Genomic DNA, 24,832 nt, shown 5'->3' on the forward strand with positions numbered 1-24,832 from the left:
GAGAATCGCCTATTGGGATCGTGGTCATCCACACTCCTGTCAGGCCCGATGGGACGGCCCTATCGGCCAGACTCGTTAGAGACCGCTTCTTGAACGAGAATAGAGGCTGGAGGCAGGAGGGAAACTTCACCATGAATACATCCACACCAGCAGGGACTGGACAGCCCGTACCGGAAGAAATAGCCAGCCAGGACCAAGGATCAGCGGAGCAGGGCCCGCGTTCCAACCGGTCGGCACGCAGGACCTTTACCGCCGAGTTCAAACGCGCGATCGTCCAGGAATACGATGCGGCACCGAACGGTTCCAAGGGCGCAGTGCTACGCCGCGAACGGCTCTACGATTCCCATATCCAGGAATGGCGGGCCGCGTTCGATGCGGGCAGGCTCGCGAAGCCGGCGGCACGCCGGGGCCGGCCGAAGAACACGGACGAGCAGGCCCAGATCGCCCAGCTGACCAAGGACCTGGTCGCGGAGCGGGCCGCACACGAGCGGACCCGCGGGAAGTTGGCTTCCTCGGATGCCGCCCTGGATACCTTGGGAAAAGGAGTCGCGTTCTTGGAAGCTCTCTCATCGAAGAACGCGCAATCACCAGCACCGCACACCAGTCGTGGCAATCAGCAACCGCAACGGAACTGACCGGGCACCTCGGGGTGGTGAGGGCCTGCAGGCTGGTGGGCCGCTCCCGGGCCACCCATCACCGGCAGGCCGCGCCCAAGCCCCGGATGCACGGGCCCTGGCCCAAGGCCCAGCACCCGGCGGAGCTCTCGCCGGCCGAGCGTGCCGAGATCCTGTCGGTGCTCAACCGCCAAGACTACGCGAACCTTTCACCGACCCAGGTCTATGTCCGTGAGCTGGACGAGGGGCGGTACTGGTGTTCGCAGCGCACCATGTATCGCGTGCTGGCGGACGCGAAGATGGGCGGGGAACGCCGACGGCAAGCCACTCATCCGACCAAGGTGATTCCGGAGCTCATGGCCACAAAACCGTGCGAAGTGTGGTCCTGGGATATAACGAAGATGCGTGGCCCGGCGAAGGGAATCTGGTATCACGCCTACGTGGTGCTGGATATTTTTTCCCGTTACGTGGTGGGCTGGCGCATCGAGCGTATCGAGGACGGCCAGCTGGCCGCGGACCTCGTGCAGGAGATTGTCGCCGAGACCGGTGGTAACCCTCCGGGGTACCTGCACGCCGATGGTGGGGCGGCGATGACGTCCAAAGCCCTTGCCTCGATGCTGGTGGACATGGATATCACCAGGTCGCATTCCCGAGCCCATACATCGAATGACAATCCGTTCAGCGAGGCCCAATTCAAGACCATGAAATACACCTCTGACTACCCGGAACGGTTCGACTCCGTGAACGAGGCCAGGACCTGGATGGAAGGATTCACCGCCTACTACAACCACGAGCACAGGCATTCCGGGATCGGCTATCACACCCCGGCCAGCGTGCACTACGGCACAGCCGAGGACGTGCGTGAACAACGCCAGCACACCCTGGACCGGGCGTACGGCGCGCATCCCGAGCGGTTTGTCCGCCGTCCTGCCGCACCTCCGCTGCCGCTGAAGGCGGCGATCAACGACCCGGCAAAAAGAGCCGCGCCCTCGGTGCATTTACAACAACCACTACGTCTCATTTGATTTGACAAATTCCGCGGACGCCGCGCCGAGAGGCATGGCCGAAGGATGGTCGGGAGTTGTCAGCGCGCCTCGGAAATGCACTGTTCGGGGCGTTCCGCCAAACCGGACGAACATCTCCGATAGCGCGGTGCCGCTCCAAGATCCGCGTCGTTGAGTGCGTACTTCATCTTCCCGACGTTGCAGCCCTTGCCGAGTTCTCGGTTGAGCTCGTCGACGATGTCAGGCCTGAAGGTGCCCACGATCTCCTGTTCGACGTGAACTCGGCCGGCCTCTCCAGGGCGGGGTCGGATCGCCGGCCCCGAAGATGGCCTCCGAAGAACTGAGGAACGCAGGATGGCGCGACCTGCTACAGCGATTTCCCTGAGACTGACTGCCGACGAGGTTCTGGACGGGTCCAATGTCTGTACTGGAGAAAGGACTGATATTTGTGCGGCAGATTACAGACCAGTGGCTTACGCAGTCCTAGGTTGGAGCGACAGGCGTGCGCCGCACGTTTCCGGCTTCAAGGAGGAAGAATCCCGTGCAGTTTGATAGTTCTACTACGGCCCTTGTCCTGACTGATCCCCAGAATGATTTCCTGAGCCCCGACGGTGTGACGTGGGAGCTGGTGGGGAAAAGCGTCGAGGAAAACCACACCGTCGATCACATTGAGCAATTACTGGTGGCCGCGAAGGCAGGCGGCTACGGGGTGTTTGTGTCCCCCCACTATTACTTTCCGCACGATCATCAGTGGGAGTTTGGCGGGACGCTGGAAAAGAAGATGCATGAGATTGGGATGTTTGACCGTTCCGGGCCCCTCGATCTCGGGGGTTTCACGGATTCCGGGGCGGACTGGCTGGATCGGTATAAGCCTTACCTGGAAGATGGCAGTACTGTCATCTGCAGCCCGCACAAGGTCTACGGGCCTGAGCAGAATGATCTGGTCCTTCAGCTTCGCAAACGGGGTATCAGCAAGGTAATCCTTGCTGGCATGTCCGCCAACCTCTGCGTTGAAAGCCATTTGCGTGAACTCCTCGAACAGGGTTTTGAGGTAGCCGTCGTGGCCGACGCCACGGCCGCAGCGCAGCATCCTGAACTCGGAGACGGTTATGAAGCGGCCCTCATTAACTTCAACTACATTGCCGGGGCAGTGCTTTCCACTAAGGATGCCGTTGAGCAACTCGCTGGTTAGCCGGGATGACGGGCGTCCCTGGCTGGCGGGCAAGCGCCGCGTCTTCGCCTTGCTGAAGCGGACCGGGTCGGTCAGGCTGTGACGATGACCAGTAGCCGTATCGCAGATTATGGCCTGCTCTCTGACTGCCGGTCCGCGGCGTTGGTGAGCGCTGAAGGATCTGTGGACTGGCTGTGCCTGCCCCGGTTCGACAGTCCTTCGGTTTTTGGCCGGCTCCTGGGTGATGAAGCAGGGTTCTGGTCGATCCGTCCTGTTGCTGACTTTACGTCCACCCGGCGATACGTCGGTCCCAGCATGGTTCTTGAGACCTCTTTCCGCACCGACAAGGGGGAGGTCACCTTGACCGACGCCTTGGTTCTTGGAAACGGGAACAGGGGTCATGACCTCGGTGCTGGGTCACCGGGGGCGCTGTTGCGGCAGGTTTCCTGCACACGAGGAACGGTTGAGGTTGACGTCGTCTTTGTGGCGCGTCCGGAATACGGGTCGATACGGCCTTTGGTCCGCCCGGGATCAGGTGGGTTGCTGATTAGAGGAGGCGCCGCGATTCTGTCATTGTCTGCCCCCGTTCCGCTGACGATCGAAGGCGATGTCGCCCGGGTCCGCATTCTTGTGGGAGAAGGTGATGCTTTTGGATTCGCCCTTGAACACGCGAACAGCTGGGAGGATGCGCCCGGCTTTTGGGCGCAGGAGGAAATCAGCCGGCGGCTTGCCGACACCGTTGAGGGCTGGAGCAGCTGGTCGGGGATGCACCAGAACTACGCCGGCCCGTGGCAGGACCTGGTTGCCCTGAGTGGCCGGGTGCTGCAGGCGTTGACGTTCTACCCCACCGGAGCGATCGTGGCGGCGCCTACCACGTCACTGCCGGAGGTCATCGGAGGCCAGCGCAACTGGGACTACCGCTATACATGGATACGGGATGCAAGCATGACCCTGCAGGCACTATGGGTTGCTGCCTGCCCGGACGAGGCGGGAAAGTTCTTCCGTTTCCTGGCGACGGCTGGCTCCGGCCAGCTGGGGGAGGGTGAAGAGTTGCAGATCATGTACGGGGTCGGCGGTGAACGGGACCTGTCAGAACGTGAACTGTCCCACCTTCCGGGTTGGCGTTCAAGCGCTCCGGTCCGGGTGGGGAACGCCGCGTGGCAGCAGCGCCAGCTCGACGTCTATGGGGAACTGCTGGACGCTGCCGCAACACTGCCGGAATACCTGGCAGACATGGACCCCGACACCCGGCGTTTCCTTGCTGACGCCGCCGACGCGGCCGCAGGCCGGTGGCAGTCCCCGGACCAGGGGATCTGGGAGGTCCGCGGTGAGCCGCGCCACTACCTGTACTCAAAGCTCATGTGCTGGGTGGCCGTGGACCGTGCGATCAGCATTGCCGACCTCCTGGACGCAACTGACAGGGTCCCGTATTGGCGGGACGTGCGGGAGCAGATCGCCGCCGCAATACGAACCAATGGCTGGAGTGAGACTGCGAACGCCTACACCCAGGCGTTGGGCTCCGATGAGCTGGACGCTTCAGCTCTGATGCTCTCCATTGTCGGCTTCCTGCCGGGGGATGACCCACGGATACTGGCAAGCATTGACGCGATCCAGCGGCATCTGACGGACGCGCGGGGCCTGGTGTACCGGTACGCCGGCGAAGACGGGCTCCCCGGGGCTGAAGGGACGTTCCTGCTGTGTACGTTCTGGCTCGCCCATGCCCTCGCTCTTGCCGGTTCCGTTCAGCGCGCCCGGGAAGTTTTCGAAGCCGCGGCCGGCTTCGCTACAGAGCTGGGCCTGCTTTCTGAAGAGGTCGCAGCCGGCAGCGGCGAGTTGCTGGGGAACTTCCCGCAGGCGTTCAGCCATATCGGACTGGTCAACGCTGCCTGGGCGATCAGCCGGGCCGAAGAAAAGGGCCACGGGCCCGGAAACCCACCCAGCAGCGGAGCACAGGGCTAGCGGGTGGCAAGTTACATGAGGGGCCGCCGCCGGGCTGTGATCCGCCTGGCATGGTTGCTGGTTTTCATTGCGGCCGCGACTGTGGCCGCACTCCTGTTCCCTGTCCCGGCCGTGGATGCTCTCCAGCAGTACTTCACGACCACCCGGTGGGGTCCCACAGTTTTTGTCCTGGGCTACGCTGTGCTGACGCTTTCGCCAGTACCGAAGAACGTTCTGTCCATTGGTGCCGGGGTGGTCTTTGGCTTTGCCGGCGGAATAGGTGTCGTGGTGGCGGCGGCCCTGTTGGGTGCGACGGCCGCTTTCTGGCTGGGCCGCTGGCTGGGGCGTGAGGCTGTTGAGACTTTCACGGGAGCGAGGGTGGAGAAGCTGGATCAGGTGCTTCGACGGAGGGGGTTTGCCGCGGTGATCGGCGTGCGGCTGGTGCCCGTGCTGCCGTTCACTGCCATCAATTACCTGGCCGGTCTGACTTCGGTTCCCTGGTGGCCCTATCTCGCCGGCACGGCGCTCGGCATCCTGCCGGGCACGGTCAGTTACGTGACCCTGGGCGCGTTCGGCATGCAGTTCGGCTGGCAGGTCCAGGCCGCTGCGGCCGCCCTCGGTCTGCTGACCCTTGCCGGGCTTTTCGTGGCTGTGCGCAGGCGGCGGAAAGGGGCCTGGAATGTTTGATGCCATGCTGCGGACACGGACGGCGCCCGTTCTTGACCGGGTGGCTTCGGCGTTGGACCGGCCCTGGGTCACCCCCGACCGTTTGACCGGGCTGAACCTGGTGCTGGGCCTTGCCAGCGCGGGCCTGGCAGCGGCGCAGTGGTGGCTCCCGGCGCTGGCTGCGTGGTTGTTGTGTCGGCTGGCTGATGGCCTGGACGGGCCGCTGGCCCGTCTGAGGCGCCGCCGGTCAGGGCAGGAGGATCCTGGTCAGGGCGGCTTCTGGGACATCAGCGCGGACTTCGTGGTCTACGGCGCCACCGTCGTTGGTGTGGGCATAGGCGCCACGTCCGCGTTCGCCGCCCCGTGGCTGCCGTTCGTGCTGGTTCTCTTCGCCTATTACATCAACGGTGCGGTCTTCCTGGCCTTCTCTTCAATCGCCGAGAAGACCGGCCGCCAGATCGACGACGGAAGGTCGCTGTCGTTCTTGGCCGGACTGGCTGAAGGGGCTGAGACCGTGGTCGTGCACAGCCTGTGGCTGATTTTCCCGGAGGCTGCCTGGCTGATCGCCGCCGTCTGGGCCCTTCTGGTGGGGATCAGTGCCGCCCATCGGATCCTGGCGGGGTACCGGGCTTTGAGCTGATCCGGCGCCTGTCGATGGCCAGCCGCCGGATCCTGCTCAACACCTTGATGGCAGTGCCCGTGAGCGGGGAGCGCAGGCGTTCGCGGACATCCAGGACGGCGGCGTTCCACACACCGTCGGAATACGTGGGGTAGGCGTGGGTGGCGCCGGCAATGTCTGAGGTCCGTAGCTTCTTGTGCACGGCCAGGGACAGTTCGGCTAGGGATTCCCCTGCCCGGGGGCCCACGATGGTACCTCCGATGATGCGGCCGCCGCGGCCCACCAGCAGGCGCGTGAAGCCGTCGGTCTTGTCCTCGGTGATGGCCCGGTCCAGATGGGAATGCCGCACGGTCCGGGATACTTCTGACTGCCCCTCCTCGGATGCCGTGCTCACGGCGGCGATTTCCGGTGAGGTGTACGTGACCCGCGGGACCGCGGTGCTGATCCGGCGTCGGAGGCCGAGCACCGCATTGGATGCTGCCACGCTGGCGTGGACACCGGCAAGATGCGTGAACTGCGGGTGTGTGGTGACATCTCCTGCCGCCCAGATCAGGGGATTGGAGGTCCGCATGTGTGAATCAGTGATCACATGCCCGCGGGCGTCAAGGCTGACGCCCACGCGTTCGAGCCCAAGGCCAACGGTCCGCGGCGTGCGGCCCGTTGCCAGCAGCACGATGGAAGCGTCCATAGCCGTTCTGTCCGCCAGTTGCAGCCGCACCCCCTCCCCGGTACTGCTTGCCTTGGCGAGGGTCGTGTTTTCCAGGATCTTCACGCCGTCGGCCTTCAGGCTTTCCCGCACAAGGTCCACCGCCTCCGGGATCTCTTTGGCCAGGATCCGGGAGCGGACGATCATGGTGACATCAGATCCCAGCCGGGCGAAGGCCTGGCCCAGTTCACAGGCAACCGGTCCGCCGCCCAGGATGGCAAGCCGGTCCGGCAGTACGGCGAGGTCCCAGACCGTTTCGGAGGTGACGGTCAGGGCAGGGTCCAACCCGGGAATGGGTGGCCGGGCGGGCTCCCCGCCGGTTGCTATCAGCGCCTGCCGGAACCGGAGGGGGCGTCCGTCCAGGTCCGCGATCCCGGGACCGGTGAACCTCACCCGCCCCGGGAGGACTTCGACGCCGGCTTGTTCCAGAGCCTCCGGTGTATCCACGGGCTCGATGGTCCGGATTGCTGTGGCGATGCGTTCCCGCACTGCGGGGAAATCCGGTTCCTGGCCGGCCTGCATCCGCAAGGTCCTGGCCTGCGCCGCAGCGGAGAGGAGCGTCTTGGAGGGGACGCAGCCGGTCCACAGGCAGTCCCCGCCGGTGCGTTCCTGCTCCACGAGGACGGTGCGGGCGCCGAGGCCGGCTGCGGTCTTGGCCCCGACGATTCCCGCTGTGCCTCCGCCGAGGACCAGGAAGTCAATAATTCGGTCAGTGGGTGTCATGATGAAGGTCCTTACGGTCGTTGCCGGATGCTGCCGTGGAGGACGCCGGCGTCCCGGTGTATTCCCTTGATCAAAGGAGCGGGTTATCCCCGACAAGTACACAGCATTCGCGCCGTTTTACGATGCCCTCTCCGGCGAATACCCGGTGTACCGTGCCGGAAGGGTCCGCGGAATCGGTGCGCTGACGCTACGGCCGGGGGAGCAGGTCCTGGACCTGGGCTGTGGAACCGGGCTCAATTTTCCGTTGCTCCAGGACCGGTTAGGCCCCTCGGGAACGATAGTAGGAATCGACCGCAGCGCCCGGATGCTGCAGCAGGCCCGCCGACGCGCCATCAAGGCCGGATGGGACAACGTCATCCTCATCCAAGCCGACGCCGTCCTGCTGGATCCGGCAGAACTTTGCGCCACGATCCAAGGGCAGGGAGGATCCGGGACCTCCGATGCCGCCCTGGCCACCTATGCGCTCTCGCTGATGCCGGAATGGCGGAAAGCCTGGGCCAATCTGACGCAGCTGCTGCGCAATGATGCCAGGGTGGCCGTGGTGGACATGCAGGACCCGGTCGGATGGGCGCGGCTGCTCACTCCCTTGGCCCGGGCCGCGTGTGCCCTGGGCGGCGCGGACATAACAGCACACCCCTGGCAGGCCGTTGAGGAGGACTGCACCGGCGTCATCCGGGACTCAGCCCGGGCAGGACATCTGCAGATCCGCGCAGGCACGCTCGGGGGCCCTGCCTGAACACTTGCGAAGGAGCATGCCTTGTGTGCCCGAGATTACTTAACCGTGCTGCGGCCGGGCCGTAATGTTGCCGGTATCACTGCGGCAAGACGAAAGGCAGGCCATGACTCCGGGAGCCACCGTCCCGCACCGTTCGCGTCGGCCTTGGCTGAGCCGCGGTGCCGGCAGGGCAGTGCAGCGCGGAACAGCAGCTGCGGGGAAGATCGCCACGCTGCTTCGCAGCCTGGAACTGGGGACCAGACCTGTCCATCCGGAGAGCCGTGCCGCGCTCGACAGGCGCTGGTCCGAGCTGCCCGGGCACGTAAAAACCCCAGCCCAGCTGCTGGGCAGGACAGCGGTGGGATGCGAAGGAACCCACGGCGTCTTTCCCAAATGCAACCTGACCTGCACCCCGTGTTACCACTCAGCAGATGCGAACAAAGTGCGGATCGACGGCGGCCACACCGTGCGGGCAGTAAAGGAACAGCTGGCGTTCCTCCGCCGTCTGCGCGGACCCCGCGCCCACGCCCAGCTGATCGGCGGCGAAGTCAGTCTGCTGTCCGCCGCAGACCACGCAGCGGCCCTGCTTGCCATGCGTGCCGCCGGACGGGAACCGATGTCCATGACGCACGGAGACTTCGACTACCAATACCTGCTCGATGTTGCGCTGGAGCCGACCGGCAAACCGAGGTTCCGGAAAATATCGTTCGCCGCCCATTTTGATTCCCTCATGCGTGGCCGCAGGGGAGCGCCCCGTCCCTGGACCGAGGCTGAACTGGACCCGTTCCGCGAACGGTTCGCCGCGATGTTCACGGATCTCAAGAGGGACCACGGGATCAGCTCCTACATCGCCCACAACATGACTGTCACCCCGGCCAACATTGACCAGGTGGCCGGGGTCACCACCGCCGTGCTCGACATGCCTTTCGACATGCTGTCCTTCCAGCCGGCCGCGTACATCGGCGATGACAGGAGATGGGGGAAGGGCTTCACCGACGTCACCATCGACGCCGTCTGGGACCGGATCGAGGAGGGCGCCGGGCAGCGGATTCCCTGGCAGGGAACCCAGTTCGGCGATGTGCGCTGCAACCGGACCGCCGTGGTTTTACGGGCAGGGGAAAGGCAGGCCGCGCTGCTGGACCCGGCCGACCAAAAGGACCTCGACGCACGGGACCGGCTGCTGGCCCACTTCGGCGGGATGTATTTCGGCGGGACACCACACTGGATTGTCGCCGTAAAAGCCATCAGGGCATTGCTGGCCCACCCACGCGACGTCCCCGTAATCCTCCGCTTCGCTCAGCGTCTGGCCAGCCGCGCCGGCGGCCTGTTCGGGATCATTTCCGCGGCCTGTTCGGGACGGCTGGCCTTCAAGACGTTCGTGGTCCATAACTTCATGGATGCCGCCGACGTCGCGCCCGCGTGGGACCTGATGGGGAAGGGCGTGGCCAGTGAGGACCCGAAAACCCGTGAGGTCCAGGAACGGCTGGGCGCCTGCATGTACACCATGAGCCATCCCGAAACCGGCCAGCTGGTCCCCGCCTGCGTCCAGCATTCGGTGCTGGACCCGGCCGAAAACGCAGGCCTGCGCAAATTGCTCCCCCTCACCCCCAAAGTCAGGACCGAACCTTGAAGCCAGCCCTCCCCATGCGCCACCGGACCATGCCCGCGGCGGCTGCAGCCGGTTTGTTGTTCCTCAGCAGCTGCGCGGCGGTACCGGCCGGACAACCTGAAGCAGGCAGCTGGGAGGAAGTCATCTCCGAAGCGCAGGGACAAACGGTCAAGCTGTGGATGTACGGCGGGGACGAACAGGGTAACGCCTACGTGGACGAACACCTCATCCCTGCTGCAGCGGCTGAAGGCGTCAACCTGGAACGCGTGCCGGTGGCTGACACCAAGGACTCCTTGAACCGTGTCCTGACCGAGATCCAGTCCGGTACCGCCGACGGCGAAGTGGACCTCGTCTGGGTCAACGGCAACAATTTCGGCACGGGCAAAGAGGCTGGGGCGTGGTCCTGCGGCTGGACCTCGCTGCTGCCCAACATGGCTCTCACGGACCCGGCGGATCCGATGCTCTCGCAGGATTTCGGAACCCCGGTTGACGGCTGCGAAGCGCCATGGAGCAAAGCTCAGTTCACCATCGCCTACAACTCTGCAGCCGTCCCTGAGCCTCCGACAACGCTCGCCGGCCTGCTCGAATGGGTACGGTCCCATCCGGGCCGCTTCACATATCCGGCACCGCCGGACTTCACCGGTTCCGTCTTTACCCGCGAAGTGCTCTACAGCGTATCCGGGGGCTACGCCAACGTGCCGCTGGCCTTCGACGAAGTCGCCTTTGACAGACTCACCCCCGCCCTCCTGAAGGAACTGGAAGACCTGAAACCCTCGCTGTGGCGGAACGGATCAACCTACCCGAAATCCTCCAGCGAACTGGATGCCTTCTACGCCGGCGGGCAGGTCGATTTCACCATGACCTACGGGCCGGCCGCCCTGACCAAGCTGGTCGCGGACGGAATATACCCCGCCGGCACCAAAGTCCTCAGCCTGGAGGAGGGGACCGTGGGCAACGCCAGCTTCCTGGCTATCCCCTCAACTTCCGGTCAGCGCTCCGGTGCCATGGTGGTGGCCAACCTGGCATTGTCAGCCGGGCAGCAGGCCAAAAAGGCCGACCCCCGGATCTGGGGCCAGTTCCCTGTCCTGAACCCCGGCGCGCTCAGTTCCGAGGAGCGCGCCCTGTTCGAGCAGCTCCCGTCCTCCCCGGTTGTCCCGGGCTATGAGGTGCTGTCACGGAACGCGAACCCGGAGCTTGCCGCCGGATGGGTCACCGCCCTGGATGAGGCCTGGCGGAGGCAGATCCTTGCCGGAAGCTGAGGCTGTAAGAGCCCAACCCCCACCCCGGACACGGGCCCGCGCGGGGAGCCGATTCCGTATCGCGGGGGTGCTTCTGGCTGCCCCGGCGGTCCTGGTAGTAGCCTTCGTCGTTGTCGGTGGCTCGGCGATGGTGGGGGCCCAGAGTCTGGGACTGATGCCGCTGGTGGGCCCGCCTCACCTGTCGACCGTGGCCTACACCGCCCATGCCGGGGACGTCGTGGGCGGCGCCGGCCTCTCCCTGGTCATTGCTGGAACGTCCACCGTCCTGGCGTGCCTGATCGGCTTCACGGCCGCCTTGGTCATGATGCAGGGGAGGTGGTGTGGGAAGCTCGTTGCAGCCATGAGCACGCTGTCCATCCCGGTTCCCCACATTGTGGGGGCAGCCTCGGTAGGTTTGTTGCTCGCCGATTCCGGCCTGCTGGCGAGGATTTTCGGAGCAGCAGGCAGCTGGCCTGAGCTGGTGGGAGGGCCGTGGTGGCTGGCCGTCATCTTTGAGTACGCGTGGAAGGAATCAGCCTTCGTGGGACTCGTGGTGGCCGGCACTCTGGCAACCCGGTCAGTGAGCTACGAGGAAACCGCCGCTCTCCTGGGCGCCGGGCGGCTCCGCCGCCTGCGGCACGTGCTGTTGCCCCTGAGCCTGCCCTCCCTGATCATCGCCGGGACCATCGCCTTCATTTACAGCTTCGGTTCCTACGAAGTTGCCTGGCTTCTGGGCCGGCCGTATCCCGAGCCGCTGCCCGTCATGGCACTGCGTCTGTACAACTCGGTGACGCTCACCTCCCGGCCTGAGGCGGCCGCCGTCGCCGTCGTCACGGCAGTGGTGTCACTGGCCGCCGCTGCGACTGCCCTCGCCTTACTTCGAAAGATCCCGCTATGGCGATAACCCTGCCCCCCGGGCTCACCCCGTCCACACCGCCGGACACCACAGCACAAGACGGGACAGCACAGAACGGGCTGACGGTTTCGCGCGGCGCCGGGCGGATCATGAGGACGGCAGTTGCCGCCGCCCTTGCAGTGTGGTTTGTGCTCCCGCTGGTACCCCTTGGCCTGTGGGTCTTCGCGGACCGCTGGTCCTATCCCGTTGCCATGCCCCAGGAATGGGGATTCCAGAACGTGGGAACGGCGCTGGCCCAGGGTGCCGTTCCGGCGTTCTCCCGTTCGCTGGGGCTGGGCCTCCTCGTCAGCGCGATAGCCACGCCGCTGGGCGTACTGGCTGCCCGGAGCCTGGCGTTCCACCCTTCCCGGTGGTCCACCCTGGTCAGTGCCCTGTTGTTCGCTCCGCTGGCGCTCCCGGCCTTCGTCGCCGTTTTTGGGCTGAACGTCCTGCTGGTCCGGCTGCAGATTCCCGCCTACGCCGGGGTCGTCCTGGTCCTGACGGCCTACGCCCTTCCCTACACGGTGTACGTGATGCGGCTGGCGTACGCAGCCCATGACATCGGTTTCGAGGAAGAGGCCTGCACCCTGGGGGCAACCCCGGGGCAGGTGTTCTTTCGGGTGCAGCTGCCCCTGATCGCACCGGCCCTGGCCCGGGCGGCTTTCCTGGCCTTCCTGGTGGGATGGAGCGACTACCTGGTCACCCTCCTCATCGGCGGCGGTTCCGTGGTGACCACGCCGCTGCTGGTCGCGGCCGCTGCCTCGGGAACCGGCAACGACGGGATCGTGGCGGTGCTGTCGGTGGCAGCGCTGGCACCCCCGCTGGGACTGTTACTGGCTCTGGGACTGACAGGACGACGGCGGGGAGGCCGGTCATGACACAGGCATTGGTCCTGAGACATCTGTCCAAGTCGTTCAGGAAATCCCCCGTCCCGGCACTGGATGACGTCAGTTTTACCCTGGACGCCGGTTCCTGCACCGCAGTAGTGGGCCCCTCCGCCTCCGGTAAAAGTACGCTCCTGCGGACGGTCGCAGGCCTGGAAGTCCCGGACGAAGGCAACGTTCTGCTCGACAGCCACGATCTGGCCGCTGTCCGCCCCGAACACCGCCGGATGGCGATGGTCTTTCAGCGACCGCTGATTTTCCCGCACCTGAATGTCCTCGACAACGTAGCCTTCGCCTCCACGATCCGCGGTGTTCGGCAAAAGCGGGCCCGTGAGGACGCGGAGGCCTTCCTGGAAATGGTCCAGATGGGAGGAACCGGGAGGCGCGCGGTGACAGAGCTCTCCGGCGGGCAACAGCAGCGGGTGGCCATCGCCCGCGGACTGGCCGCCCGGCCGGCGGTACTGCTGCTGGATGAACCGTTCAGCGCCCTGGACCCCGAACTCCGCTCAGCCATGCACGAACTGCTGGCAGACGTTCGGGAGAAGCTGAACCCGACCATCCTGATGGTCACGCACGACCATGACGAAGCCGCGGCCGTGGCCGATAACCTGGCCCTGCTCAGCGGCGGCAGGCTGCTCCAGCACAGTTCTGTTGAAGCGATGTACACCCGGCCCGCATCACTTCAGGTCAGCCGCCTGATGGGAGGAACCAACGAAATCCCCGGGACGGTACGCGAGGGCGTGCATTACTCCGCCCTGGGCGCCCACCCACTGCCCGGGAGCCACCAATGGCCCGAAGGACCCGCCACGCTGCTCATCCGGCAGGAACGCATCGTCCTCCTTGAGGAACACAGCCCGGGCATGCCAGCGGTGGTAACCGGGATCCGCACCCGCGGGCCCCGGCGGCTGGTCACCCTGGAGGCCGCCGGCGTGAACCTGTACGCGGAAGCCACCGCCGGCCCTGCCCTCGCCACCGGGGATACCGTCCGTATCCAGCTCCCGACTCCCGCATTGGCGGCAGTCGGAGGCGCTGCAGAACACCCAAGCGCGGGCCTTGACTTCCCCCGACTGGAAGGTTTTAGCGTGACAGTATCAGCAACCAAAAACTGAAGGAAAGGAGCTGGCCATGGCGCTGCAACAAGGAGAGGTCTACCGCTGCCCGGATCAGGCATGCGGGTGCGAAATCACTGTCACCAAGGGCGCAGCCCCCGGTCACGGCGGAGACAGCGACCCTAAGTGCTGCTGCGGGCACAGTATGGAAAAAGTGAACTGACCCGGCGTCTGCCGCAACCGGGCGCCCCGGTTGCGGCAGACGCCATCGGACGCTGTTCCAAGCCGGGGCCCTTATGTGTCCGGGTTCACAGAGCGGGGAGGGACCACGGGCCTATCTTTCGAAGGTAAGCAGTTCCGTTTCAACGAAAGGCAGCAAAACGATGTCCGCTACATCTCCGGTGGCACACCAGCCACACGCCTTCACTCGTCACCTTGCCCGGCGCATCACCGCCGGGGTCACCGGCGGTATTGCCGGCGGCCTCGTTTTCGGCGTCCTGATGGCCATGATGGGCATGCTGCCCATGATCGCCTCGATGGTCGGATCGGATTCGGCCCTGGTGGGCTTCGGGATCCACCTCGTAATCTCCATCCTGATCGGCTGGGGCCTGACCGTTCCCTTCTCCGGACTCCTGACCTCCTACGGCCGGGCCGCGCTGATCGGCCTGGCCTACGGGGCACTCTGGTGGGTACTCGGTCCCCTGCTCATCATGCCCACGATGCTCGGCATGCCCCTGTTCATGGTCGACGCGACGGCAGGATTTTCCCTGATGGGCCACCTGATCTATGGGGTCATCCTGGCTCCCGTGGCCTTCCGCATCCTGAAGTCCGCACATGGACGATAACTGGGAAAAAGGGCTGGAAGCCGCCGTCGGCGGCCTCCAGCCCTGGTCTCCGGGCCAACGCGAACCGTATCCGCTCACGGCAGGCCCGGAGGACCCCTTCACCTGCCTGAATGAGGTGGACCTCTTCGCTGATCTGTCCGCTGAAGAGATGCACGCGATGGACATGATGGCCCCGGCGCGGATGTTCCGCCGCGGAGAGCTCGTCTTTAGCCAGTCCCAGCCCGTCACCGCGCTCTTTATCCTCAAGTCGGGCCGTATACGGGTCTTCCGCGTCGCCGAGGACGGTAAAGCCCTCACGATGGCCATCCTGGAACCGGGAGCCGTCTTCGGGGAAATGATGCTGGTCGGCCAGCGCATGTACGACAACTATGCCGAAGCTATCGAGGACTCCGCCATTTGCCGGCTGGGCGTCGAGGACGTTGAAAGGTACCTGATCTCTGACCCCCGCATCGCGATCCGGATCTCCCGGCTCCTGGGGGAGCAGGTGGCCCGACTGGAGGAACGCCTCACGGACCTGGCCTTGCGTCCGCTGGCTGCCCGGGCCGCGTCCATTCTGATCAGCCTCGATGCCGCGGCGCCCAGTGGCCGGTTCGGGCAGAGCCGGGCCATCCGGCTCACCCACGAACAGATCGCCGGACTTCTCGGCGCAACCCGGGAAGCCACCAGCAAGGCACTGGCAGACTTTGCAGCCCAGGGAATCATCCGCCAGGGCCGCGGCCGCATCACCATCCAGAACCCGGCAGCCCTGCGTTCGGCGGCAGTAAGCAGCAGCCCGTGACCGGGGATCAAGGCACGTGCCCGGCAAGTTGCACCATCCGAGGCCCCCCGCACACGGAAAGCCTTCACTGATCCGACACACGAACCGAAAAACAAGGAGCCACCATGCCCCGCATTCCTGCCCACACCCTCGACAGCGCCCCCCACGGATCCAAGGAAATCGCCGGCCACCTGAAACGGCGCATGGGAAAGTTCCTGAACATCCATGCCGGCATGGCCCACTCCCCGGCTGTGATCGGCGCCTACGACGGCATCTCGCAGGCCATCGCAGCCCATGGGTCCTTCGACGCCCGGACCAAGGAAGCCATCGCCTTGGCCGTGGGCAACCAGAACGGCTGCGAATACTGCCAGGCCGCCCACACGCTCTCGGCACAGAAATCAGGGCTCACGGACGAACAGATCCTCGCAGTGCGCGCAGGCGAGGTGGACTTTGACCTGAAACTGGCCGCCATCACCGAGGTGGCACGCGAAGCCGCGGCAAGGACCGGAAATGTCTCCGACGCCGTCTGGCAGGCAGCCCTCGACGCCGGCTGGACCGACGAGGAACTCGCCGAAGCCTTCGCGCACATCGCCGCGAACCTCTTCACGAACTACTTCAACCACTACGCCAAGACAGAACTTGACGTCCCGGCTGCACCGGCCCTGAGCGCTTAGCCCGGGGCGGGGCGCCCTGATGATGTGATCGGCGTGGAGCGTCGTGTCTCAGGCCTGCACCCTTCCCGGCCCGGTGATCCTGGCTTCGGCCTTGATAACCGTGGCGCCCTGCCCGGGTAGCCGGCGACCTGTGCCTTGTCATCCAAGTGCCGGATCATGTAATCCCGGTAGTCACTGACGGCGCCCCAATCCAGTCCGGCTCCCGTGACGCCGGCCGCCCGAGTCGCTGCCGTCCTCGCTTCCGGCGACGCAACAGGGTTTTGGACGGTATGCAGGCCCAGCGACGCGCATTCTCCGACGATCAGTTCACGTTCGATCACACGGCGACCTTTTCCCTGCCTTCAGAAGCCGGTCCGCTGCCACTCAACTGTCGCCGGCTTATTTTGGGTATGTCCGGCAGAAGGCGCCGCCGGCACCGTTGGCCTTCCGGCCCGGATAAGGGTCCAAGAATTTCGGGCGGGCGACATCCTGCCAGGGCATCTTTTTAAAGCGGGCGTTCAGTGTTCCTGAACACAGACTCCGCTGCCTTAGGTTGTTACGTTGGGCAGAGGAAGTGATTGAGCAACTCACCGTTGCCGGAGAAGGTGTAGCCATGAAGATGCCCGCAGCGGCCTTAGTCTTCGCCGGAGTCGTGGTGGCGGGGGCAGTATTCGTTGCCCAGTCCCTGAGCGACCCCTTGGGAAGAACCGATGGAGCCGGGCAGAGTTCCTCGTCCCTCGCCGCAACCTCAGCTTACGGCGGCTATTCCCCTGAGGCTGTTTCGTCAGCGTCGGACGGCGACAGGGTCGTGCTCTTCTTCCACGCCCAGTGGTGCGCAACCTGCAAGCTGCTGTCCGATGACATCTCCGCCAACATCGACCGGATACCGCACGATGTTCGAATCCTTGTGGTCGACTTCGATAGCCAGACTGCGCTGAAAAAGCGGTACGGTGTCACGCTGCAGCACACCCTGGTGCAGGTCACCCGTGACGGTGGCCTGGTAGCGAAATGGAACTTGAGCCGCACGCTCGACGATGTGATCAGCAGAATCTCCTGAGCAGAGGCGGGTGAATCATGGAACTCTTGCCGATCGCGTTTCTCGCGGGAGTCCTGACCGTTCTTTCTCCCTGTGTGCTGCCGCTTCTGCCGGTCGTGTTGGCCGGTTCAGCGGTTGAACCGAGCCGGCGCGCATCGTTTCTCATTATTGGCAGTCTTGCCGTTTCGGTGGTTCTCTTCACGCTCCTGATCAAGGCCACCACCGTACTGCTAGCTGTTCCAAGCGGTGTCTGGCTGGCTATTTCCGGTGTTCTCGTCGCCTTCGTTGGGGCGACATTGACCTTCCCCGCTGGATGGGAGTGGCTGTCCGGGCGGCTGCGCTTCCAGTCGGCGGCCGCCAGCTTGGCCCATCGTTCCGGTAAGCAATCCGGGACGGCGCGGAGCATCCTGCTGGGCTTTTCCCTCGGGCCGGTTTTCACGAGTTGCAGTCCTACCTACGGCCTGATTCTCGCCGTCGTCCTGCCCGCCAGCCTGGTCGTGGGCGTTGCGGATATCATCGCCTACACGCTCGGCCTGAGCGTGGTCATGCTCCTGGCAGCAATGGGCGGGCGGAAAATCACCAGGCACCTCGGATGGGCCGCCGATCCGGACGGGAAATTCCGACGGGGACTGGGCGTGGCCCTGCTCATCATTGGACTGCTGATTGCTTCCGGCCAGGTGAGGAAAATCGAAGCATGGCTGATCGACCGCGGCCTACTGGGAAGCGTCGTGCTGGAGCAAGGGATCCTCGATTCCATCAACGAACCGACGTCAGAGTCAGGTGTTGATATTCCGAACTTTTTGCGTCAGTCGTTTCCCCGCACGGACTGGTCCCGGGCCGATCCGGCAGTCGCAAATGCACTAAGTGGCGGACCATCCAAGGACGGCATCCCCGCGATCGACGAACCACACTTCATTCCGATCTCCAGCTTCACGCATCCCGACAGCGTGCAGGCGCTCGTCATCGAGGGCCGCACCGGGGTGAAGGCCTATCCTTACAACATCCTGATCTGGCATGAAATCGTCAATGACACTGTTGATGGAACCCCCGTTGCCGTGACGTTCTGCCCGCTCTGCGGGAGCGCCGTTGTTTTCGAACGGGTTCTTCCCGACGGCGGGACCACCACGTTCGGCGTGAGCGGTGGACTGCTGGAGAGCAACATGATCATGTTCGATCGCGCGAGCGAAACGCTGTGGCAGCAGAGCACCGGCCAGTCCCTCGCCGGCAAGCATTTCGGTCATCAGTTGCCACTGCACAAATTCCAGCTATTGACCGTCGGCGAAACCAAGGCGCAGTTTCCCGATGCGCTGGTCCTGAGCGACAGCACAGGCTACGGACGCGACTACTCACGCAATCCCTACGCCGGCTATGAGGAGAGCGAGGGCTTCTACTTTTCCCCCAGCGTGACCGACAAGCGGTATCCCGCCAAAGATATCTTCGTCGCCTTCACCCTCAACGGCACACCCGTAGCTGCACCGTGGCTTGCCCTCGAGAACGGCCGGACCTATTCACATTCTGTCGACGGGCACAGCGTCACCCTCAGCAAAGCGGACAACAAACTGGCGGTTACCGGCCCGGACGGATCAGATATTCCCTTTTACTTTGAGATGTGGTTCAGCTGGGCAGTCCAGCACAAGGACGCGGGGGTGGTGCTTGACCCGCGTGGACAATAATAGCCGGCTGCTTCACGGGGATTCCTGGTCCCCGGCCCGCTGCCCAACTACAGGCTGCTCCTACTTCGCGAGGCCTTTGTCTTTGAGCCAGGCAGCAGCAGCATCCTTCGGATTTTGCTTCTGGTCTCCGCTCACGGCGCGGTTGAGGTTAAGCAGGTCCTCTGTAGTAAGGGTTCTGGACACTGCGTTCAGCGCGTCCTTGGCCTTATCCGTCATCTTGGCTTTGTTGTAGAGCGGCAGGACCTGCTGGGCGATGAAATTGTTTTTGGGATCTTCAAGAACCACAAGATCGTTGTCAAAGATCGCCGGTGTTGTGGTGTAGATGTCAGCGACCTGGACCTGGTCATCCAGCAGTGCCCTGACGGTAAGCGGGCCCCCGCCGTCACTGAAGGGCTCCAGTTTCAGAACGCAGTTGTAGTTCTTCTTCAGCCCCGGAAGCCCGTAGGCGCGCTCGGCGAAAGTGGCAGGAGCCCCCATCACGAGCTGGTCGCACACCTTCGCAAGATCCTCAATGGACTCTAACTGGTACTTTTCCGCAGTCGCCTTGGTGACTACCATGGCGTCTTTGTTCTCAGCTTTGGACGCTTCCAGAACGGCCAAGCCATCTGGCAGCTTCGCTGGCAGCGCTTTTGCTATCTCGTCGGCGGAAACCTGGGTTGCTTCCTTGTCCAGGTGCAGGAGCAGATTGCCGCTGTAATCCGGCACCAGATCAACGGAGCCGTCCTGGACGGCCCTGAGGTACACCTCGCGGGATCCGATGTTGGCTTTTGTGCTGGCGGTAACGCCAGCGGCATTCAGGGCCCCCGCATAGACTTCGGCCAATATCTGGCTTTCGGGGAAATCGGCGGAGCCTACGACCAATGTGGATCCCGGGCCGGAGGCGCGGGAGGAGTCCGTGGCGGGTGCGCTGCCGATGGGATCCGATCCGGCGCAGGCGCTCAGTGCAAGCGCCAGGCCAAGCCCGGTGACCAGGCCACCGAACGCCCGTCGGGCAAGCCTCTTCTGACTGATTTCATGCATAACATGCCTCCTTGCAACGACGCCCCCATGGATGGAGAGCCTGTGAGCCCAACCGTGCCTGCTGGCCGCGGTCAGGCATGATGAGATAAGTGGCTTCTACTGGAGGTATTCGGCGAATTCCTTCTCGAAGAAAGGTTTCGGCCTGGCCCCAACCACAGAAATTTTCTGCTGCCCATCCTTGAACAAATAGACCGCCGGAATGGAGGTGATGCCGAATTCAGAGGCTGTTTCCGGATTTTCGTCGACGTTCACCTTGACGACGTCGACCTTGTCGGCGCAGTCCTCCGCGAGTTGCTCGAGTACCGGCGAGAGCCTGATACAGGGCGCGCACCAGGAGGCCCAGAAATCCACGATTACCGGCTTTACCGATTTGAGTACCTCAGTCTCGAACGAAGCGTCGGTGACGTCCCTGGTTTTTCCCATGATTCTCTCCCTTCATTGTGTGGCGCCTAGCCGCAATGTAGCCCCGTCAACGGCCCTACGTATGTAAACCAGGACACACAAACGGAAGGGGGCTATTGGCTCGCCGGACATGAGTGTGACTTCTGCGGCCTCGATGGCGATTATGTGACCCTCGGTAGTGCCAACCTTTTTGCATCGCTGCTGGTCAGTGGCGTGAGGTTGCCGGGAATTGTCGGCATACTAACAGGCCCTGATCCATCCCAGGCCAGGGACATACTTAACAAAGTTTCCTGGGTGCTCACCACCGCAGTCCTCATGCAGCTCAACGGGAAAGTTTCCGGCAGACGCGAAGCAAAACCCCTGGGACGCTGCAGCCGTCTGGCTCAAGGACAAAGGCTTCGCCTGACCGGATACCCCGGCACGCCAGAGCGGAGGGTGCGTAGCTTCCAAACGGCGGGCCCGGTCACGCTGCCAGGTGGTCGAGGATGGCTTCCGCCACCTGCTCCGGACTGTCTTCGGTCGGAATGTGTTTACCTGGCACCTCGACCAAATCGGATGCCGGGATTTCGGCCGAGTAGCGGCGGGCAAAGGTGATTTTCTGGAATTCATCCTCACGGCCCCAGACGAGGCGGGTGGGGACGGCAGCTTCTCTCAGGGCCGGGACAAGGTCCATGGTGTAGCGGGCGTCCGCCGCGGCGGCCATCGCCATCCACGACCTGACCCTGGTCGGGTCTTTCCACGGTGAGACGTAGTCGGCTACCTCATCGTCACTGAGTGGCCTGGCCACGGCTTTGCGGGTAGTTTCAGCGCGGGCGGTCAGCATTTCGTTGACCCCCATCGAGGCGCGGACCTGCGGGTCGCGGAACCGTTCGACGGCGGGAACCGGCCAGGAGTCGAACATCACCGAGTTCATCAGGACGAGACGGTCCACGCGTCCGGACGTCGCGGCCAGATGCTGGGCGATCCCTCCGCCAATGTCATGGCCGGCCAAGTTAAATCGGTCCATGCCCAGTGCGTCCGCTGCAGCCAGCACCGTCCGGGCGAGCTCCGGTACCGTGGCGCTGTGTACGTCCAGCTCTCCGTCGCTGGCACCGAAGCCGGGCAGGTCAAGTGCCACACACCTGGAATGTGTACCCAGCGCGGGAAGCACCGGGAGCCAGACACGGCTCCAGAAGGTGCCGTGCAGCAGAAGCAACGGCGCGGCACTGCGGCCGCCTGCTTCCAGGTACGACAATCCTGTCCCATTGACCTGTACTTGCTTGCGCTGCACCTGCTGTTCAGACATTGCTGTCACTTCCATTCTTCGTTGCAGATCCCCGCAGGGGCCCGTGGCCGGTCTCCTGTCAGGCTTCGGCTTCAGGCACCCGGCCGTCACCGGGGAGCTACGGCGGGTTTGCCTTCGACGTTGATGGTGGTCCGTTCGTCATAGAAAGCGATGAGGCCCGTGAGCTGGGTCGCGTCCTGAAGGGGCTGTTCGTAGCTCCACGCAATGTTCTCACCCCGGGTACCGGCCCCTTTGACGGACCAGTACGACGCTGTGCCTTTGTAGGGGCAGATCGTGCTGTGTGACGTGCGTTCCAGCAGCCCGAAGTCCACATCGCCGCGTGGCAGGTACGTCCGCACGGGCAGCATCGTTTCATAAACGAATACCGGCTGCGCGCTTTCGGCCAGGACCATCGATTCGTAACCAACACTCACACGCCGTGATGAGGCCCGCGCATCCACCCGGTGGAACGGGTCCCGGGGATGGCCTTCTATCACCTGGTCCTCCTCGCGCCACTGGTCAAAGGCCCCGAAGTCCAGCAGCACATGGCCGGCCAGATCCGGGTCAGCAACCCGGAAGGCGGCCGCCGGCAGTTCCAGCCCGCCGCTCCTCACGGTCAGTTCCTGGCCCTCGGCTGTGTGATTGGCGAAGTGCGAACGGGTGCCCCCGCCCGCCCTGCCCGGGGAGGAGGGGAGGAGATCTGCGGCGATGTCCGCTTCCGGTACCGCGAACACCGGGGTCAGCTTCCGTGGCTCGAAAACAAGGAGCGCGTCCTGTGAATCGACAACCGTCCTCCCCCCGGCGTCCGCTCTGATCCTGCGCGGCGTTGGCTCGTAGCGCAGGCCGTGCGCCAGCGCCCGCATTTCAGAGCGCAATCGAACAGCCATGCCAGTTCCTTAGCTTTCTCCGGCAAGGGCCGGGACCAGTTCAGGCAGGGCGGAGACAGCATGATCCGGCGCCTGGAAATAGTTTTGATACGGGCCCCCGGCGCGGTTGATCCAGGCGGTGGCAAGGCCGGCGCGGGATGCGCCGTGGATATCCCAGGGGTGAACGGCGACCAGGAGCATTTGCTCGGGCCTAGTCCCGCAGGCGGATGCTGCGTACTCGTAGGAGGCTTTGCCGGGCTTCCAGGCCGGGGCGTCCTCCACAGAGAGCAGCAGGTCGAAGCTGTCGCGGATGCCTGCATCGGTGAACAGCTTCTCGGCCACCTGGCTGGAGCCGTTCGTCAAAGTAACGAGCCGGTATCCGGCAGCGTGCAGGGCCTTGACGCCGGTGACGACATCCGGGTGCAGCCCAAGGCCGGACATGCCGGCCATGACGTGCTGCACGGCCGGCTCGACGTCCCGGTTCAGTTCCATGCCGGTGAACAGGCCGCGCAAAGCTTCGGCGCCGATCCCGGCGAAGGTGCCGTTATCTCCCGCTGCGGTGAGGGCAAAGCCATCCCGCAGCAGGGTCGCGAACCAGAGCTTTGCCAGGTGTGCCGGCGCCCCCACCTCGACGAACCGTTGTCCCATCGGGGACATGTCCGACAGGGTCTCGTTGACGTCAAAAATAATGGTTGAGGGTTTCATACACGCTTCTCCTTGATTCGAGGATTGACGGTGCCACGACAAACTCGGAAGTCAGTGCAGGTACTCCACGAATTCCTTCTCGAGGTATTGCTTGGGCCGGGCACCGACCACGGCGGATTTCAGGGCGCCGTCTTTGAACAGGTAGATGGCGGGGATGGAGGTGATGCCAAATTCCGCCGCTACCCGGGGGTTTTCATCGATATTGAGCTTGACGACGTCCACTTTTCCGGCGTGCTCGGCCGCGAGCTGGTCCAGGACGGGGGAGACCATCCTGCACGGCCCGCACCATTCCGCCCAAAAATCGACGATGACGGGCTTGTCTGATCGCAGGACTTCCTGTTCAAACGTGCTGTCGGTGACATCCCTTGCGCTGCTCATAACAGTTCCTTTCGGTATTTGAGGTTATCGAGGGCCATGTGGAAGGCCTCGCTGTAGCTGGGGAACTGGGCGACCTGGTCGTGCAGGACCGCCAAGGGGATCCGGGCCCGGATCGCGAGGGAGGCCTGATGGATCCATTCCCCGGCCAGGGGGGATACGGCCCATGCTCCGATGAGGGTGCCCGTGTTGGTGTCGGTGAGCAGCCCGAGGTGTCCCCGGGGTTCCTGCTCGTAGGTCCAGGGGCGGGTGAGCGATTCGGCCAGGTCCAGCTCGGCGAAAGCGGTGGAGAGCCCCTGCTCATCGGCCTGGGCCTGGGTGATCCCCGCGGCCGCGATCTCCGGATCCCCGAAGACCACCCTCGGGATACCGTCATAGGTGGCCGGCCGTGCGTGGCCCAGGATGGCGTCTGCCACGATACGGCCCTGGTACTTGGCCACATGGGTGAACGGCATGACCGCGGTGACGTCGCCGCCGGCCCATACGCCTTCGCCGGCCCGGCACTGCTCGTCGATCACCACCGCGCCCTTGGGGTCAAGCTTCACCCCTGCTGCCTCAAAGCCCAGATCCTTGCTCCGGGGCCTGCGTCCCGTTGCGAAAATGACGACGTCGGTGCCCACTGATGTGCCGTCGTCGAGCTCCAGCGAACTGCTGTCCCCCTCACGCCTGGCACGCACGGCATGGGACGCCAGCCGCACGTTCACGCCGGCCTCTTCGAGATAGAGCCGCGTCAGTTCTCCGACGCGGGGCTCCTCGCGTTCCATCAGGGCCTTGCCGCGGTGCACCAGGGTGACATCCACGCCGAAACGGGCCAGGAACGTGGCCGTTTCGGTGCCCACTGCGCTGCCTCCGATCACAACGGCCCGCCGCGGCAAAGTCGTGGTCGTAAATGTTTCCCTGTTGGTCCAAATGGTGACGTTTTCTGCCCCTTCCAGCTCGGGCATAACGGCCTCGGAGCCGGTCGCGATGATGATGTGATCGGCGTGGATGGTCCTGCCGCCGGCCTGCAGCGTGCCCGGCCCGGTGATTCTGGCTTCGGCTTTGATCACGGTGGCGCCCTGGCCTTTATAGCCATCGATCTGCGCTTTATCGTCGAGGTGCCGGATCATGTAGTCCCGGTAGTCACTGGCCGCGGCCCAGTCCAGTTCGGCTCCGGTGACCCCGGCCGACCGGGCAGCTGCTGTCTTCGCTTCCGGCGGCCGCAGGAGTGTTTTGGAGGGCACGCACGCCCAGTACGCGCATTCGCCGCCGATCAGTTCGCGTTCGATCACGGCGACTTTTTTGTGGGCTTTCAGGAGACGGCTCGCCGCCACCTCACCTCCCGGTCCCATGCCCAGGACTGCCACATCAAAGTGTTCCTCCATCAGTTCCTCCCCTTCGTGGTTAATAGGTATCGCTCGAGGCG

At 64.3% G+C, this 24,832-nt stretch carries 26 protein-coding genes and 1 pseudogene; 18 read left to right on the plus strand and 9 right to left on the minus strand.

Translation table 11 applies throughout. The annotated features are described in order from the left end of the window. Positions 1-131: 131 nt before the first annotated feature. Entirely contained in the window at positions 132-635 is a 504-nt protein-coding gene (locus tag ASPU41_RS23030) for a transposase (RefSeq protein WP_197515666.1), read from the plus strand. Positions 636-652: 17 nt separating this feature from the next. Further along, on the plus strand, positions 653-1,639 hold the full coding sequence (locus ASPU41_RS07750; RefSeq protein ID WP_231941082.1) for an IS3 family transposase: 987 nt from the start codon (positions 653-655) through the stop codon (positions 1,637-1,639). 59 nt (positions 1,640-1,698) lie between these two features. On the opposite strand, the gene ASPU41_RS07755 is transcribed toward ASPU41_RS07750, so the two are convergent. Then, positions 1,699-1,878 (minus strand): hypothetical protein, encoded by a 180-nt coding sequence (locus tag ASPU41_RS07755; RefSeq protein ID WP_069950434.1) that lies wholly within the window; start codon positions 1,876-1,878, stop codon positions 1,699-1,701. 281 nt (positions 1,879-2,159) lie between these two features. On the opposite strand from ASPU41_RS07755, the gene ASPU41_RS07760 reads away from it, so the two are divergent. From ASPU41_RS07760 to ASPU41_RS07775, 5 genes and pseudogenes are all read left to right on the plus strand, one after another. Then, positions 2,160-2,810 carry an isochorismatase family protein gene (locus ASPU41_RS07760; protein WP_083266414.1) on the plus strand — a complete coding sequence of 217 codons (651 nt, stop codon included), beginning with the start codon at positions 2,160-2,162 and terminating at the stop codon, positions 2,808-2,810. A gap of 84 nt (positions 2,811-2,894) precedes the next feature. Next, positions 2,895-3,317: pseudogene (locus ASPU41_RS24000) on the plus strand (trehalase-like domain-containing protein); the annotation flags it as partial. A gap of 45 nt (positions 3,318-3,362) precedes the next feature. Further along, positions 3,363-4,748 (plus strand): glycoside hydrolase family 15 protein, encoded by a 1,386-nt coding sequence (locus ASPU41_RS07765; protein ID WP_197515790.1) that lies wholly within the window; start codon positions 3,363-3,365, stop codon positions 4,746-4,748. Positions 4,749-4,751: 3 nt separating this feature from the next. Then, complete coding sequence (locus tag ASPU41_RS07770) at positions 4,752-5,414, plus strand: TVP38/TMEM64 family protein (RefSeq protein ID WP_157356963.1); 663 nt, start codon at positions 4,752-4,754, stop codon at positions 5,412-5,414. Next, complete coding sequence (locus ASPU41_RS07775) at positions 5,407-6,033, plus strand: CDP-alcohol phosphatidyltransferase family protein (RefSeq protein ID WP_069950437.1); 627 nt, start codon at positions 5,407-5,409, stop codon at positions 6,031-6,033. The genes ASPU41_RS07770 and ASPU41_RS07775 overlap by 8 nt, the downstream gene beginning before the upstream one ends. On the opposite strand, the gene ASPU41_RS07780 is transcribed toward ASPU41_RS07775, so the two are convergent. After that, positions 5,987-7,441 (minus strand): dihydrolipoyl dehydrogenase family protein, encoded by a 1,455-nt coding sequence (locus ASPU41_RS07780; protein ID WP_069950438.1) that lies wholly within the window; start codon positions 7,439-7,441, stop codon positions 5,987-5,989. The two genes, ASPU41_RS07775 and ASPU41_RS07780, sit on opposite strands and share 47 nt — an antisense overlap. Before the next feature lie 145 nt (positions 7,442-7,586). On the opposite strand from ASPU41_RS07780, the gene ASPU41_RS07785 reads away from it, so the two are divergent. The 11 genes from ASPU41_RS07785 (at position 7,587) to ASPU41_RS07835 (ending at position 18,795) form a co-directional block, all read left to right on the plus strand. Continuing rightward, positions 7,587-8,177 (plus strand): class I SAM-dependent methyltransferase, encoded by a 591-nt coding sequence (locus ASPU41_RS07785; protein WP_231941196.1) that lies wholly within the window; start codon positions 7,587-7,589, stop codon positions 8,175-8,177. A 103-nt stretch (positions 8,178-8,280) separates the two neighbouring features. Next, a complete protein-coding gene (locus tag ASPU41_RS07790) occupies positions 8,281-9,786 on the plus strand; it encodes a hypothetical protein (RefSeq protein ID WP_197515791.1) in 1,506 nt (501 codons plus the stop codon). Then, positions 9,783-11,024, plus strand: coding sequence for an ABC transporter substrate-binding protein (locus ASPU41_RS07795; RefSeq protein WP_197515792.1), 1,242 nt, complete (start codon positions 9,783-9,785; stop codon positions 11,022-11,024). The genes ASPU41_RS07790 and ASPU41_RS07795 overlap by 4 nt, the downstream gene beginning before the upstream one ends. 67 nt (positions 11,025-11,091) lie before the next feature. Further along, the gene (locus tag ASPU41_RS07800; RefSeq protein WP_231941197.1) at positions 11,092-11,907 is read left to right on the plus strand and encodes an ABC transporter permease subunit; all 816 of its coding nucleotides are present in this window, start codon (positions 11,092-11,094) and stop codon (positions 11,905-11,907) included. After that, positions 11,898-12,776, plus strand: coding sequence for an ABC transporter permease (locus tag ASPU41_RS07805; RefSeq protein ID WP_197515793.1), 879 nt, complete (start codon positions 11,898-11,900; stop codon positions 12,774-12,776). Before ASPU41_RS07800 ends, ASPU41_RS07805 begins: the two co-directional genes overlap by 10 nt. Then, positions 12,773-13,891, plus strand: coding sequence for an ABC transporter ATP-binding protein (locus tag ASPU41_RS07810; RefSeq protein WP_083266416.1), 1,119 nt, complete (start codon positions 12,773-12,775; stop codon positions 13,889-13,891). The genes ASPU41_RS07805 and ASPU41_RS07810 overlap by 4 nt, the downstream gene beginning before the upstream one ends. Before the next feature lie 323 nt (positions 13,892-14,214). After that, a complete protein-coding gene (locus tag ASPU41_RS07815; RefSeq protein WP_069950443.1) occupies positions 14,215-14,676 on the plus strand; it encodes a hypothetical protein in 462 nt (153 codons plus the stop codon). Continuing rightward, positions 14,666-15,454: a Crp/Fnr family transcriptional regulator gene (locus ASPU41_RS07820; RefSeq protein ID WP_083266417.1), complete on the plus strand. Its 789-nt coding sequence runs from the start codon at positions 14,666-14,668 to the stop codon at positions 15,452-15,454. Before ASPU41_RS07815 ends, ASPU41_RS07820 begins: the two co-directional genes overlap by 11 nt. Before the next feature lie 104 nt (positions 15,455-15,558). After that, the gene (locus ASPU41_RS07825) at positions 15,559-16,107 is read left to right on the plus strand and encodes a carboxymuconolactone decarboxylase family protein (protein WP_069950444.1); all 549 of its coding nucleotides are present in this window, start codon (positions 15,559-15,561) and stop codon (positions 16,105-16,107) included. Positions 16,108-16,699: 592 nt separating this feature from the next. Then, complete coding sequence (locus ASPU41_RS07830) at positions 16,700-17,143, plus strand: thioredoxin domain-containing protein (RefSeq protein WP_157356964.1); 444 nt, start codon at positions 16,700-16,702, stop codon at positions 17,141-17,143. Positions 17,144-17,160: 17 nt separating this feature from the next. Next, the gene (locus ASPU41_RS07835; RefSeq protein ID WP_069950446.1) at positions 17,161-18,795 is read left to right on the plus strand and encodes a DUF3179 domain-containing (seleno)protein; all 1,635 of its coding nucleotides are present in this window, start codon (positions 17,161-17,163) and stop codon (positions 18,793-18,795) included. Between the two features lie 60 nt (positions 18,796-18,855). On the opposite strand, the gene ASPU41_RS07840 is transcribed toward ASPU41_RS07835, so the two are convergent. The 7 genes from ASPU41_RS07840 to ASPU41_RS07870 all read right to left on the minus strand — a co-directional run bounded on the left by ASPU41_RS07840 (position 18,856) and on the right by ASPU41_RS07870 (position 24,791). Continuing rightward, positions 18,856-19,815 (minus strand): ABC transporter substrate-binding protein, encoded by a 960-nt coding sequence (locus tag ASPU41_RS07840; RefSeq protein ID WP_069950447.1) that lies wholly within the window; start codon positions 19,813-19,815, stop codon positions 18,856-18,858. Positions 19,816-19,911: 96 nt separating this feature from the next. After that, positions 19,912-20,238 (minus strand): thioredoxin, encoded by a 327-nt coding sequence (gene trxA, locus ASPU41_RS07845; RefSeq protein ID WP_069950448.1) that lies wholly within the window; start codon positions 20,236-20,238, stop codon positions 19,912-19,914. Between the two features lie 442 nt (positions 20,239-20,680). After that, complete coding sequence (locus ASPU41_RS07850) at positions 20,681-21,502, minus strand: alpha/beta fold hydrolase (protein WP_231941289.1); 822 nt, start codon at positions 21,500-21,502, stop codon at positions 20,681-20,683. Positions 21,503-21,588: 86 nt separating this feature from the next. Continuing rightward, positions 21,589-22,368, minus strand: coding sequence for a DUF427 domain-containing protein (locus ASPU41_RS07855; RefSeq protein WP_069950449.1), 780 nt, complete (start codon positions 22,366-22,368; stop codon positions 21,589-21,591). 9 nt (positions 22,369-22,377) lie between these two features. Then, positions 22,378-23,052 carry a haloacid dehalogenase type II gene (locus ASPU41_RS07860; RefSeq protein ID WP_069950450.1) on the minus strand — a complete coding sequence of 225 codons (675 nt, stop codon included), beginning with the start codon at positions 23,050-23,052 and terminating at the stop codon, positions 22,378-22,380. A gap of 51 nt (positions 23,053-23,103) precedes the next feature. Further along, positions 23,104-23,430 (minus strand): thioredoxin, encoded by a 327-nt coding sequence (gene trxA, locus ASPU41_RS07865; protein WP_069950451.1) that lies wholly within the window; start codon positions 23,428-23,430, stop codon positions 23,104-23,106. Further along, positions 23,427-24,791, minus strand: coding sequence for a dihydrolipoyl dehydrogenase family protein (locus ASPU41_RS07870; RefSeq protein WP_069950452.1), 1,365 nt, complete (start codon positions 24,789-24,791; stop codon positions 23,427-23,429). Before ASPU41_RS07870 ends, trxA (ASPU41_RS07865) begins: the two co-directional genes overlap by 4 nt. Positions 24,792-24,832 lie beyond the last annotated feature (41 nt).

The organism is Arthrobacter sp. U41, from assembly GCF_001750145.1.
Classification (GTDB): Bacteria; Actinomycetota; Actinomycetes; order Actinomycetales; family Micrococcaceae; genus Arthrobacter.

Bases quoted from the DNA above. Each gene is read 5' to 3' on its own strand.
- ASPU41_RS07835 (WP_069950446.1), top strand. From the start codon at position 17,161: ATGGAACTCTTGCCGATCGCGTTTCTCGCGGGAGTCCTGACCGTTCTT.
- ASPU41_RS07825 (WP_069950444.1), top strand. From the start codon at position 15,559: ATGCCCCGCATTCCTGCCCACACCCTCGACAGCGCCCCCCACGGATCC.
- ASPU41_RS07830 (WP_157356964.1), top strand. From the start codon at position 16,700: ATGAAGATGCCCGCAGCGGCCTTAGTCTTCGCCGGAGTCGTGGTGGCG.
- ASPU41_RS07815 (WP_069950443.1), top strand. From the start codon at position 14,215: ATGTCCGCTACATCTCCGGTGGCACACCAGCCACACGCCTTCACTCGT.
- ASPU41_RS07860 (WP_069950450.1), bottom strand. From the start codon at position 23,052: ATGAAACCCTCAACCATTATTTTTGACGTCAACGAGACCCTGTCGGAC.
- ASPU41_RS07855 (WP_069950449.1), bottom strand. From the start codon at position 22,368: ATGGCTGTTCGATTGCGCTCTGAAATGCGGGCGCTGGCGCACGGCCTG.
- ASPU41_RS07790 (WP_197515791.1), top strand. From the start codon at position 8,281: ATGACTCCGGGAGCCACCGTCCCGCACCGTTCGCGTCGGCCTTGGCTG.
- trxA (WP_069950451.1), bottom strand. From the start codon at position 23,430: ATGAGCAGCGCAAGGGATGTCACCGACAGCACGTTTGAACAGGAAGTC.
- ASPU41_RS07780 (WP_069950438.1), bottom strand. From the start codon at position 7,441: ATGACACCCACTGACCGAATTATTGACTTCCTGGTCCTCGGCGGAGGC.
- ASPU41_RS07850 (WP_231941289.1), bottom strand. From the start codon at position 21,502: ATGTCTGAACAGCAGGTGCAGCGCAAGCAAGTACAGGTCAATGGGACA.
- ASPU41_RS07820 (WP_083266417.1), top strand. From the start codon at position 14,666: ATGGACGATAACTGGGAAAAAGGGCTGGAAGCCGCCGTCGGCGGCCTC.
- ASPU41_RS07810 (WP_083266416.1), top strand. From the start codon at position 12,773: ATGACACAGGCATTGGTCCTGAGACATCTGTCCAAGTCGTTCAGGAAA.
- ASPU41_RS07805 (WP_197515793.1), top strand. From the start codon at position 11,898: ATGGCGATAACCCTGCCCCCCGGGCTCACCCCGTCCACACCGCCGGAC.
- ASPU41_RS07775 (WP_069950437.1), top strand. From the start codon at position 5,407: ATGTTTGATGCCATGCTGCGGACACGGACGGCGCCCGTTCTTGACCGG.
- ASPU41_RS23030 (WP_197515666.1), top strand. From the start codon at position 132: ATGAATACATCCACACCAGCAGGGACTGGACAGCCCGTACCGGAAGAA.
- trxA (WP_069950448.1), bottom strand. From the start codon at position 20,238: ATGGGAAAAACCAGGGACGTCACCGACGCTTCGTTCGAGACTGAGGTA.
- ASPU41_RS07870 (WP_069950452.1), bottom strand. From the start codon at position 24,791: ATGGAGGAACACTTTGATGTGGCAGTCCTGGGCATGGGACCGGGAGGT.
- ASPU41_RS07840 (WP_069950447.1), bottom strand. From the start codon at position 19,815: ATGCATGAAATCAGTCAGAAGAGGCTTGCCCGACGGGCGTTCGGTGGC.